The following is a 12,334-nucleotide window of genomic DNA, read 5'->3' as shown; positions in this document are numbered from 1 at the left end:
AATGAAAACCGTTCGATTTTTCTGGAATTATTTTAAAGTTTACAAGTTCTCCTTTGTCATTGTGATTCTGATGGTTGCAGTTGCGACGATTGCCCAATCCCTCTTTCCTGTTTTTTCAGGTCAAGCAGTAACAGAGCTCGCTAACCTAGTGCTGGCTTATCAAAATGGAACTTCCGAACTAGCCTGGCAGAGTTTATCAGCTCTGATGCTGAATCTAGCTCTGGTTGTCCTTGCCTTAGTGGTATCCAGTTTGATTTACATGACCTTGATGACCCGTGTGATTGCTGAGTCAACAAATGAGATGCGTAAGGGCCTCTTTGGCAAACTGTCTCGTTTAACGGTTTCTTTCTTTGACCGCCATCAGGATGGTGACATCCTCTCTCGCTTTACGAGTGACTTGGATAACATCCTTCAAGCCTTCAATGAAAGCTTAGTTCAGGTTATGAGCAATATTGCTCTTTACATCGGTTTGATTTTTGTCATGTTTTCAAGAAATGTGACGCTATCCCTGATAACAGTAGCCAGCACCCCAGTGGCCTTTCTCATGTTGGTCTTCATTGTGAAAATGGCCCGTAAGTACACTAATCTCCAGCAAAAAGAGGTAGGGAAACTCAACGCCTACATGGACGAGAGTATTTCTGGACAGAAAGCTGTTATCGTACAAGGAATTCAAGATGACATCGTAGCAGGCTTTGTGGAGCAAAATGAGCGCGTGCGCAAGGCAACCTTTAAAGGGAGAATGTTCTCAGGCATCCTGTTTCCTGTTATGAATGGGATGAGCTTGGTCAATACGGCCATCGTTATTTTTGCAGGTTCTGCGGTCTTGCTGAATGATCCAAGTATCGAAACAACGACAGCCCTAGGTTTGATCGTTATGTTTACCCAATTTTCTCAGCAGTACTACCAGCCGATTATCCAGGTGGCTGCGAGTTGGGGGAGTCTCCAGTTGGCCTTTACTGGGGCGGATCGTATCCAAGAAATGTTTGATGCAGAAGAAGAGATTCGCCCACAAAATGCGCCTGCCTTTACGGAATTGCGAGAAGGTGTTGAAATCAGTCACATTGATTTCTCTTATGTGCCAGACAAGCCGATTTTAAAAGATGTTAGCATTTCAGCTCCTAAGGGGCAGATGATAGCAGTTGTTGGTCCGACTGGTTCAGGGAAAACGACCATCATGAACCTCATCAATCGTTTCTACGATGTGGATGCAGGCAGGATTTGCTTTGATGGCAAAGACATCCGTGACTACGACTTGGACAGCCTGCGGAGCAAGGTCGGGATTGTCCTGCAGGATTCGGTCTTGTTTAGTGGAACGATCCGAGACAATATCCGTTTTGGTGTGCCAGATGCCAGTCAGGAAATGGTCGAAGCAGCTGCCAAGGCAACTCATATTCATGACTATATCGAAAGCTTGCCTGATAAGTATGATACCCTTATTGATGATGAGCAAAATATCTTCTCGACTGGTCAGAAACAATTGATTTCCATCGCTCGGACCTTGATGACAGATCCTCAAGTCCTAATTTTAGATGAAGCGACTTCCAATGTGGATACCGTAACAGAAAGCAAGATTCAACATGCCATGGAGGCAGTTGTAGCAGGACGAACCAGTTTTGTCATTGCCCATCGTCTCAAGACCATCCTCAATGCCGATCAGATTATTGTCCTCAAAGATGGAGAGGTTATTGAACGTGGAAATCATCACGAGTTGCTCAAACTCGGTGGCTTCTACTCAGAACTCTATCACAATCAATTTGTCTTCGAATAAGAAAGAAGTTGTCCTCGTTGGGCAGCTTTTTCTTGTCCATAAAAAATACTTATCACGGTCTTTAAAAAAACATATTAGACAGGAAAGGGGTGGAGTGATAAGATAAGACTGTCGCAAGAAAATCGAAAGGAGACACATCATGGCTAGAACGGTTGTAGGAGTTGCTGCAAATCTATGTCCTGTAGATGCAGAAGGGAAAAACATTCACTCATCTGTATCCTGTAAATTTGCAGAGAGCATTCGTCAAGTCGGCGGTCTTCCTTTAGTAATTCCTGTAGGGGATGAGACCATTGTGCGCGATTATGTAGAAATGATTGACAAACTCATCTTGACAGGTGGGCAAAATGTCCATCCTCAGTTTTATGGAGAGAAAAAGACCATTGAGAGCGATGATTACAACCTTGTACGCGATGAGTTTGAACTAGCCCTCTTGAAAGAAGCGCTCCGTCAGAATAAACCAATTATGGCAATCTGTCGTGGGGTTCAGCTTGTCAATGTTGCTTTTGGCGGCACTCTCCACCAAGAAATTGAAGGCCACTGGCAAGGCTTGCCTTTTGGAACATCTCATTCTATTGAGACGGTAGAAGGGAGTGTGGTGGCTAAGTTGTTTGGCAAAGAAAGTCAGGTCAACTCAGTTCATCGTCAAAGTATCAAAGACCTGGCACCTAATTTCCGTGTGACAGCGGTGGACCCTCGCGACCAGACGGTGGAAGCGATTGAGTCTATCGACGAGCATCGTATCATTGGTTTACAGTGGCACCCAGAGTTCCTGGTCAATGAAGAAGACGGCAATTTAGAACTATTTGAGTATTTATTAAATGAATTGTAACGGTTAGAGCCTCTAGCCGTTTTTATTCGTCCTTTCAGATTTTTTATATTTTAGCAAATTTACGCAAACGTTTGAATTCTGATAAAAATTGGGCAAAATCAATAAAAAAACTTGAAAAAATCTAAGGTAAGGGTTATGATAGAAGAGAAGAAATTTTGGAGGAATATTATGTCACATATTAAATTTGATTATTCAAAAGTATTAGATAAATTTGTTGCACCACATGAACTAGATTATATGCAGCCTCAAGTGACTGCAGCAGATTCTGCTCTGAGAAATGGTACAGGTCCTGGGGCAGAAATGACTGGCTGGTTGAACTTACCTGAAGAATATGACAAAGATGAATTTGCTCGTATTCAAAAGGCTGCTGCTAAAATCCAATCTGATAGTGAGGTATTGATCGTAATCGGTATTGGTGGTTCCTATTTAGGAGCTCGTGCAGCTATTGATTTCTTGAATAATTCATTTGTAAACTTGCAAAGAAAGGAAGAACGCAAGGCACCTCAGATCCTCTATGCTGGAAACTCTATCTCTTCAAGCTATTTGGCTGATTTGGTAGACTATGTATCAGACAAAGATTTCTCAGTAAACGTGATTTCTAAATCAGGTACAACAACTGAACCGGCTATTGCTTTCCGTGTCTTCAAAGAACTCTTGGTTAAGAAGTACGGTCAAGAAGAAGCTAACCAACGTATCTACGCAACTACAGACCGCGCTAAAGGTGCAGTTAAAGTTGAAGCAGATGCTAATGGCTGGGATACTTTTGTAGTGCCTGATAGTGTAGGTGGTCGTTTTACAGTATTGACAGCAGTGGGGCTCTTGCCAATCGCAGCTGCAGGAGCTGATATCAGCAAGTTAATGGAAGGAGCAAATGCTGCTCGCAAGGCTTATGCTTCTGATAAGTTGGCTGAAAATGAAGCATATCAATATGCAGTTGTACGCAATATCTTGTACCGTAAAGGTTATCTGACAGAAGTTCTAGCTAACTATGAACCATCTCTGCAATACTTCTCTGAGTGGTGGAAGCAACTGGCTGGTGAGTCAGAAGGGAAAGACCAAAAAGGGATTTATCCAACTTCAGCTAACTTCTCAACAGACTTGCACTCTCTGGGACAATTTATCCAGGAAGGTACCCGTATCCTCTTTGAAACAGTTATCCGTGTAGATAAACCTCGCAAAAATGTGCTGATTCCTGAATTGGCAGAAGACTTGGACGGTCTTGGCTACTTGCAAGGAAAAGATGTTGACTTTGTCAATAAAAAAGCTACAGATGGAGTGCTGTTAGCACACACTGATGGTGGAGTTCCAAATATGTTTGTGACACTGCCTGAGCAAGATGAGTTCACTTTGGGCTACACTATTTACTTCTTTGAGTTGGCTATTGCTCTTTCTGGCTACCTGAATGGTATCAATCCATTTGACCAGCCTGGAGTTGAAGCTTATAAGAAAAACATGTTTGCTCTTCTTGGGAAACCAGGCTTTGAAGAGCTGGGTGCTGAGTTGAATGCACGCCTTTGATTCTCATATGCTTTGAGTTCATTTAGAATATAAAAAGATCCACAAGTTCATTTCTTGTGGATTTTTAGTACAAGCCTCTTAATTAGTTTATTATTTTTTTTAAAAGTGTAAAAAAGAGTGTCTTAATTCTTTTATGAAAGCGCTGTATAATTGCCTTGTAAATAAAATTTGAGAGGTATCAAAATGAATGATTGGTTAAACATAAAAGGCAAAACAGTTCTTGTGACTGGCGCGTCATCTGGGATCGGTAAGGCAATCGTTGAAGAATTGCTGGAATTAGGAGTCAATGTAGCGAATTTTGATCTTAGCGACAACGATTTGCGTCACCCGAATCTATTATTTGTAAAAGTTGATGTAACTTCTCGCTCTGAAGTAGAAGAGGGTGTTGCCAAAATAGTTGAAAGATTTGGCAATATTGATGCAGTGGTCAATAATGCAGGGATTAATATCCCTAGATTATTAATCGATGCAGAAAATCCTAAAGGTCCTTACGAATTGGACGATGAGACGTTCGAAAAAGTAACGATGATTAATCAAAAAGGTTTGTATCTGGTTAGTCAGGCAGTGGGACGTATTTTAGTGAAAAATGGAAAAGGTGTAATTGTGAACATGGCTTCAGAAGCAGGCTTGGAAGGTTCTGAAGGACAAAGTGCCTATGCTGCCACAAAAGCAGCAGTCTATAGTTACACTCGTTCATGGGCAAAAGAGCTGGGTAAGCATGGTGTACGTGTGGTTGGAATTGCTCCAGGAATTATGGAAGCTACGGGACTTCGAACTCTTTCTTATGAGGAAGCTCTTGCTTATACCCGTGGAAAGACGGTAGAAGATATTCGAGCTGGTTATGCTTCAACTTCAACAACTCCTTTGGGACGAAGTGGTAAACTACGGGAAGTAGCTGACCTTGTAGCATTCTATATTTCAGACCGTTCTAGCTATATAACTGGAGTCACTACAAATATTGCCGGAGGGAAAACTCGCGGTTAAAAAAATGAAGGTGAGGAAGAGAGTTGACCATAGTAAATCGATGGTATAATATTTTAGAAAAAATGGTCTCACAGCCAACTTATTCCTTGGTAGATATGCGCTCAGAGCTGGATATTAGTATGCAAACCTTGCAAAAGAGTATCCAACAATTAAATGATGTTTTGGCTCCGAGTATCCAGATTATCTCACAAGATGATCAGTTAATGTTAGAGGTGTATGACTATACTGAGTTGGAAAGGATTTTATCTGGTAGTTTAAAACGGGAGAGTGACTTCAATTCTTCCAGTAAAAGAATTGCCTATTTACTAAAACGTTTAATTGAGTCAACCTCCCCTCTTCTTATTGACGACTTGGCTGAGGAAGCAGGTGTTAGTAGAAGTACCCTTAATAAGGATTTAAAACAAGTAAAATCTTTGGCAGAGAGTTACTCTATCACTATTTCAGGAAAGCCCAACCGTGGGCTGGAGGTCTTGGGGTCCGAGCTGAATTTGCGCTTGCTCTATATTCACCAAGTGGCCCCTTACTTTGAAGGAAAGACACTCACCGAGGCAACATCTTCTTTTCTGGAGACGCTACTCCAGGAGTATAAAATCCCGAAAGAAACAAAGGAACTCCTTCGAAAGACAATTTCAATTATGGTGGAGCGTATTCATGCATCTAGGGTGTTGAGTTGCCCTATTCCTTACTATAGGAATGATTTAACAGAGACACCTTTGGTTGAAAAATTAATCTATCATATTGAGATGACTTATAAGATTTCCCTCAGTCAGTTTGAGATAGACTTTTTGTGTTTTCCGTTTAATATCCGTTTTATTGACACTTTAAGCAAGCCGTCTTATCAATCTGAACAGCTTGCAAACATTTTTCAAGGGATTGTCAAGAAAGTCAAAGAAACAATGTTGGTTAACTTTGATGATGAAGAATTATTTGAAGAAATCAAGTCTCATCTAGGCTCCTTAATCAATCGACTGATTTTCCATGTGCAAGCTAATGATATATTCCATGGCGAGGTTCAAACTCAATATCCTTTTGCTTTTGAAATGGCGAAAATTGCTGGAGAAGAACTATCTGCAATTTTTGGTTCTGAATTGGAATTATCTGAAATCGGATATCTGGCTTTGTATTTTGAAATGATTTTAAGAAAGCAAAACTCTGTTGTAAATGGTTCTCGCAAGCAGATAGCTGTAGTTTGCACAACAGGAAGAGGAACTGCTGCGATGATTATTCAGCAACTCAGACGAATTCTTGGAAATGATGTAGACATTACTCAGTATTCTGAAGAGGATTTTAATCTGGATTTGAATCAGGACTATTTCGCGATTTTTACGACAGTTCCTCTAAAATATAAAGATTCTAAATCTCCAGTCATTCAAGTTAATCATCTTTTTGATGATCAATGGCTGCAGGAAGAATGGCAGAGGGCCAATGCTTTTCATCAAAAAAATCTAGAAACAGTCAGCTTACGTTTTCTTCGTTTGACTCCCCAAAAAACCTATCAGCAATACTTGCTAAATATGGTTGCAGAGTTAGAGAAACTTCAGATGATTGATGAAGGTTTTAGAAATCGGATAATTGATAGGGATAAAAAACAATCAACCATTTTTGGTGGAGGAATTGCCTTCCCCCATACAATTAACCAGGGTTATGCAAAGACTATTTTAATGTTTGGAAAGCTAGAAGAGCCTTATCAAAAAGGAGATGATTGGATTGAATTTATCTTTCTAGTCGCCATTCCCTCAGAAATTGAAAGCAAAATGGAGAGTGAATTGCTGGAATTGTATGACGACATTTTTCGAATTGCAGGAGAGCCTTCTCTAAAAGAAGCATTGAGGGCTGTAGAAACAGAGACAGAGTTTCTATCATTTTCTAAGAGCAAAGGAGTATTTTAATGAATTCGCTAATAATTTTCGCTGTATTTGTCATGGCAGCTTATATATTTCAAATGTTCCTCGGCTGGCAGCAACTCAAAGACTTCAATAAGACCTATACGATGCTCCGAAAACTGGGGCGCGTAGCGATTGGCAGGAAGTCCGGAAGAATCAAATCCGGTACGATTGTCATGTTCGCGGTTGATGAAAACGGTCGGGTTCTTAAAGCTAGCAAAATGCAAGGAGTCACAATCTTAGCACGTTTTCAAAATATGGACGATTATGTTGGAGAAGACATCCATTATTTTGACAAGTATAATCCTCTTGTGAGAAAAGAAAATAAGTTGATGCAATCAGCCATAGAAGATGCTAGAAAAGTCTATCTTTGGAATGAGGCAGGTATTGAGAAAGAGACAAGTTCATCTGATTCTTTTCTGGGATTCGGCTTTTATGCGAATTACTTACAATTATCTATTAAACAGTTATTTAAAAAAAATAAGAAAGGGAGTTCCTTATGAATCACATTACAAATTTTGCAGAGAGTTTTATGAAACTCTTCCAATTAGGTGGAGAAACCTTTATTAGCTGGATGACAAATATTGTACCGCTTGTCTTAATGCTATTGATTGCAATGAATACCCTTATCGCTTTCTTGGGAGAAGAGAAGGTCAATTCCCTGGCTAAGATTTCTGCCAAAAATCCTGTTAGCCGGTATATGATTTTACCTTTCATTTCTGCCTTTATGCTGGGGAATCCGATGGCAATCAGTATGGGACGTTTCTTACCAGAATATTATAAACCTAGTTTTGTAGCAGCTCAGATGCAGTTCTGCCATACTTCAAATGGTGTATTTCCACATATCAATCCTGGGGAATTATTTGTATGGATGGGAATTGCGACAGGAATTCAAACTTTAGGTTTAAGTCAAATGGACTTAGCCATTCGTTACATGCTTGTTGGGCTTGTCATGAACTTTGTAGGTGGTTGGGTAACCGATTTTACAACTGCTTATGTAGCAAAACAGCAAGGTGTTACCTTGAGTAAAACATTTGATTTATAGAAAGAGTGAAATTATGTCATATAAGAGTATAAAAGTTGTTAAAGGAAATGGCGGTTTCGGAGGACCTTTGGTCATTACACCTAGTGAAGCTAAGCATAAATTCATCTATATTACTGGTGGCGGAGAAAAGCCAGATATTGTAGATAAAATTGCTGATTTGACCGGTATGGAAGCTGTTAATGGGTTTAAAACTTCTATCCCAGATGAGGAAATTGCTTTAGCAATCGTGGATTGTGGCGGTACTCTTCGCTGTGGTATTTATCCTAAAAAGGGAATCCCTACAATAAATATTGTCGCTACAGGGAAAAGTGGGCCTCTAGCTCAATATATAACCGAGGAAATCTATGTGTCAGCAGTTGGCCTTAATCAAATTTCTGCTGCTAATGAAGACGAAAAAGCGACAACTGTGGTAACTGAAAAGCCAACTTACGATACTAGTAAAAAAATTACAGAGCAAAAAGCTGAAACAAGTATTGTAGCACGAATTGGGATGGGGGCTGGTAAGGTCGTTGCAACTTTCAACCAGGCTGCTCGTGAAGCCATCCAAACAATGCTCAATACAATAATTCCTTTCATGGCCTTTGTTTCCTTGCTGATTGGGGTTATTCAAGGATCTGGTGTTGGAAATTGGCTGGCAAAATTAATGGTTCCCCTAGCGGGGAACATCTGGGGACTCGTTTTAATTGGCTTTATCTGTTCCTTACCATTCCTATCTCCTTTGTTAGGTCCCGGAGCTGTTATTAGTCAGATTATTGGAACTTTAATTGGAGTCGAAATCGGAAAAGGGACTATTCCGCCCCAAATGGCTCTGCCAGCTTTATTTGCTATCAACACTCAAAACGGTTGTGATTTCATTCCTGTAGCACTCGGCCTATCTGAAGCCAAGGCTGAAACAGTTGAGGTTGGTGTCCCTTCGGTACTTTATTCACGCTTTCTCAATGGTGTTCCGCGGGTGCTAGTTGCTTGGATAGCTAGTATTGGTCTTTATCAGTAGACCTTTGATAGATGCCTGAAAACAGAGAACTATTATGTTAAACTTATCTATAAGCCTAAGTTTATGACAAATTAGAGAAAGTATGAATAGAAATCAGATGAAGAAAATTTTTGAAACTAAAGTAATTCAAGTAGGGTCTGAAGCTCAGAATATGATTCAAGATGCCAATATGCTCATTTTATTTGGAGAAGAAGCACCAGAAGATTTATCAGAGTATTGTTTTAAGATTGATAACAAAAATCTGCTAGGTTCAATACTAGAAGGTGGCAAGCTGGTGGTAGATAATCAGGAATATTCGATTAGTTCCGTAGGAAATGTAGTAGAAAAAAATTTAACTGGACTGGGACATATCACGATTTCTTTTGATGGTTCAAAAGAGGGGAGCCTTCCTGGTACACTCCATGTTGTAGCAGATCAAGCGGTAGTAATTGATAAAGATTCTACCATTCAGATTTTTGAAACTGCTTAACCATAATAAAATTTCAAATCAAGCAATTTAGAAAAATAAAAGTCTAAAAAATTGATTCAGAGCCTGGACCAAAAGTCCAGGCTTCTGGGTCTAAATTAGAAAAAATAGATGACGCAGTGGTTGATTGGCAAGTCAATCAAACTAGCCAGTCAGTGCAAGGGAATTTCCAGCAGATGCATCCACAAGGGGTGCCTGAACAGAAGGAAAAGACCAAAAAGGGATTTACCCAACTTCAGCTAATTTCTCAACAGACCTACACTCATTGGGTCAATTTATCCAAGAAGGAACTCGTATCATGTTTGAAACAGTTGTCCGTGTTGACAAACCACGTAAGAACGTGATTATCCCTACTTTGGAAGAAGATCTTGATGGACTTGGTTACCTTCAGGGAAAAGACGTTGACTTCGTTAACAAAAAAGCAACTGACGGTGTTCTTCTTGCCCACACAGATGGTGACGTACCAAACATGTACGTAACTCTTCCTGAGAAAGATGCCTTCACTCTTGGTTACACAATCTACTTCTTCGAATTGGCTATCGCCCTTTCAGGTTACTTGAATGCCATCAACCCATTTGACCAACCAGGTGTTGAAGCCTACAAACGTAACATGTTTGCCCTTCTTGGAAAACCAGGATTTGAAGAATTGAGCAAAGAGCTTAACGCACGTCTATAATAGAAGAAAAGAGTGGCTTGACCACTCTTTTTACTCTCTTTATTCATAGACATTGGACTCAGGCGAGACTTGTGATATAATATAGAAAGCAAAAAAGGCAGACGCCTAGAGACTTTATAGGAGAAACTATGTCAAAAGATATTCGCGTACGCTACGCACCAAGTCCAACAGGACTCCTACACATCGGAAATGCCCGTACAGCATTATTTAATTACCTTTACGCACGCCACCATGGCGGAACTTTTATCATTCGTATCGAAGATACTGACCGTAAACGCCATGTTGAGGATGGAGAACGTTCACAGCTTGAAAATCTTCGCTGGTTGGGGATTGACTGGGATGAAAGTCCAGAAACTCATGAAAACTACCGCCAATCAGAGCGTTTGGACTTGTATCAAAAATACATCGATCAATTGCTAGCTGAAGGAAAAGCCTACAAATCATACGTTACAGAAGAAGAGTTGGCAGCTGAACGCGAACGCCAAGAAGCAGCTGGCGAAACACCACGTTACATCAATGAATACCTTGGTATGAGCGAAGAAGAAAAAGCAACTTACATCGCAGAACGTGAAGCAGCCGGTATCATCCCAACTGTTCGTTTGGCTGTTAACGAGTCTGGTATCTACAAATGGCATGATATGGTCAAAGGTGATATCGAGTTTGAAGGTGGCAACATCGGTGGTGACTGGGTTATCCAAAAGAAAGATGGTTACCCAACATACAATTTTGCCGTTGTGATCGATGACCACGATATGCAAATCTCTCACGTTATCCGCGGTGATGACCATATTGCTAATACTCCAAAACAACTCATGGTCTATGAAGCGCTTGGTTGGGAAGCACCAGAGTTTGGTCACATGACTTTGATCATCAACTCTGAAACGGGTAAAAAATTGTCTAAACGTGACACCAATACCCTTCAGTTTATAGAAGACTACCGTAAAAAAGGCTATTTGCCAGAAGCAGTCTTTAACTTTATCGCCCTTCTTGGTTGGAATCCAGGTGGCGAAGATGAAATTTTCTCTCGTGAGGAATTGATTAAACTCTTTGATGAAAATCGTCTCAGCAAGTCACCAGCTGCATTTGATCAGAAGAAACTAGACTGGATGAGCAACGACTACATCAAGAAAGCAGAACTTGCTACTATCTTTGAAATGGCTAAACCTTACTTAGAAGAAGCAGGGCGTTTGACTGACAAGTCTGAAAAAATGGTGGAACTATACAAACCACAAATGAAGTCAGTGGATGAAATCGTTCCATTGACAGATCTTTTCTTCTCAGATTTCCCAGAGTTGACAGACGCTGAGCGTGAGGTCATGGCAGGAGAAACCGTTCCGGTTGTTCTAGAAGCCTTCAAAGCGAAACTAGAAGCGATGACAGATGAGGAATTTGTGACAGAAAACATCTTCCCACAAATCAAAGCAGTCCAAAAAGAAACAGGTATTAAAGGGAAAAACCTCTTCATGCCGATTCGTATTGCTGTATCAGGTGAAATGCATGGACCAGAATTACCAGACACCATTTTCTTACTCGGACGTGAAAAGTCAATTCAGCATATCGATAATATGCTGAAAGAGATCTCCAAATAAAAAGGACTTCCGATGGATACATGGGAAAAGATGTATGAAGAAGCACGAACCTTATTCAATCCCCATGAAGTTTCTGACTTTGTTTATGCTAACCATGTTGTTGCTGCGGTAGAAGCAGAAGATGGTCAGATCTTCACAGGATTTTGTATGGAGGGCACTTGTGGCGTTTTTCATCTCTGTGCAGAACGAGCGGCTCTCTTCAATATATATCAATTTTCAGGACAGACCAAAGTTAAGAAAATCCTCGCCTTTCGAGACAAACCTCCCTACGGCGAAGGATCAGGTATGCCCTGTGGCGCTTGCAGAGAATTTCTCTTAGAATTGAATGCTAAAAATAAAGAAGCAGAGTTCATGATGAACTACGAAACAAGAAAAACAATTAAGGTTGCTGAATTAATCCCTTACTTGTGGGGAGAAGAACGTGCGACTAATTGGCAAGATAAATAGAAGGAGTCAGTTTAACTGGCTCTTTTCCCTAATCTTTTCAGAATTTTGGTAAAGAGGTAAAAAAGTCCTTGACAAAGGTAAAAAAGTAGGTATAATAGAAAGAGTTGAAAAGCTCAGGTCCGTTGGTCAAGGGGT

The 12,334-nt window shown here is 40.4% G+C and carries 11 protein-coding genes and 1 pseudogene; all 12 read left to right on the top strand.

The genetic code is table 11. From position 1 onward, the window contains the following. Window position 1 precedes the first annotated feature (1 nt). The 12 genes and pseudogenes from Q4443_RS09725 to Q4443_RS09670 all read left to right on the top strand — a co-directional run bounded on the left by Q4443_RS09725 (window position 2) and on the right by Q4443_RS09670 (window position 12,199). Window positions 2–1,768, top strand: a complete 1,767-nt coding sequence (locus Q4443_RS09725) for an ABC transporter ATP-binding protein (protein WP_033585445.1) — start codon at window positions 2–4, stop codon at window positions 1,766–1,768. A 139-nt stretch (window positions 1,769–1,907) separates the two neighbouring features. After that, the gene (locus Q4443_RS09720) at window positions 1,908–2,597 is read left to right on the top strand and encodes a gamma-glutamyl-gamma-aminobutyrate hydrolase family protein (RefSeq protein ID WP_033585446.1); all 690 of its coding nucleotides are present in this window, start codon (window positions 1,908–1,910) and stop codon (window positions 2,595–2,597) included. Window positions 2,598–2,765: 168 nt separating this feature from the next. After that, window positions 2,766–4,115, top strand: coding sequence for a glucose-6-phosphate isomerase (locus Q4443_RS09715; RefSeq protein WP_000018239.1), 1,350 nt, complete (start codon window positions 2,766–2,768; stop codon window positions 4,113–4,115). A gap of 183 nt (window positions 4,116–4,298) precedes the next feature. After that, on the top strand, window positions 4,299–5,099 hold the full coding sequence (locus Q4443_RS09710; RefSeq protein WP_001000837.1) for an SDR family oxidoreductase: 801 nt from the start codon (window positions 4,299–4,301) through the stop codon (window positions 5,097–5,099). Window positions 5,100–5,161: 62 nt separating this feature from the next. After that, complete coding sequence (locus Q4443_RS09705; RefSeq protein WP_080639548.1) at window positions 5,162–6,988, top strand: PRD domain-containing protein; 1,827 nt, start codon at window positions 5,162–5,164, stop codon at window positions 6,986–6,988. Next, entirely contained in the window at window positions 6,988–7,485 is a 498-nt protein-coding gene (locus tag Q4443_RS09700) for a transcriptional regulator GutM (protein ID WP_033585448.1), read from the top strand. The genes Q4443_RS09705 and Q4443_RS09700 overlap by 1 nt, the downstream gene beginning before the upstream one ends. After that, the gene (locus Q4443_RS09695; protein WP_001015684.1) at window positions 7,482–8,027 is read left to right on the top strand and encodes a PTS glucitol/sorbitol transporter subunit IIC; all 546 of its coding nucleotides are present in this window, start codon (window positions 7,482–7,484) and stop codon (window positions 8,025–8,027) included. The genes Q4443_RS09700 and Q4443_RS09695 overlap by 4 nt, the downstream gene beginning before the upstream one ends. Before the next feature lie 13 nt (window positions 8,028–8,040). Beyond that, window positions 8,041–9,021 (top strand): PTS glucitol/sorbitol transporter subunit IIB, encoded by a 981-nt coding sequence (locus tag Q4443_RS09690; protein ID WP_000120696.1) that lies wholly within the window; start codon window positions 8,041–8,043, stop codon window positions 9,019–9,021. Between the two features lie 97 nt (window positions 9,022–9,118). Further along, complete coding sequence (locus Q4443_RS09685; protein ID WP_033585537.1) at window positions 9,119–9,490, top strand: PTS glucitol/sorbitol transporter subunit IIA; 372 nt, start codon at window positions 9,119–9,121, stop codon at window positions 9,488–9,490. 196 nt (window positions 9,491–9,686) lie between these two features. Further along, window positions 9,687–10,163, top strand: a pseudogene (pgi, locus tag Q4443_RS09680) (glucose-6-phosphate isomerase); the annotation flags it as partial. 128 nt (window positions 10,164–10,291) lie between these two features. Continuing rightward, entirely contained in the window at window positions 10,292–11,752 is a 1,461-nt protein-coding gene (gltX, locus tag Q4443_RS09675; protein WP_033585449.1) for a glutamate--tRNA ligase, read from the top strand. A 12-nt stretch (window positions 11,753–11,764) separates the two neighbouring features. After that, window positions 11,765–12,199, top strand: a complete 435-nt coding sequence (locus tag Q4443_RS09670; RefSeq protein ID WP_049519151.1) for a cytidine deaminase — start codon at window positions 11,765–11,767, stop codon at window positions 12,197–12,199. The last annotated feature ends 135 nt before the right edge of the window (window positions 12,200–12,334 follow it).

This window comes from Streptococcus sp. GP0011, assembly GCF_030546305.1.
Lineage (GTDB): Bacteria > Bacillota > Bacilli > Lactobacillales > Streptococcaceae > Streptococcus.
The sequence above is the reverse complement of the archived record's forward strand: the minus strand, read 5'-3'. Positions and strand labels throughout refer to the sequence as shown.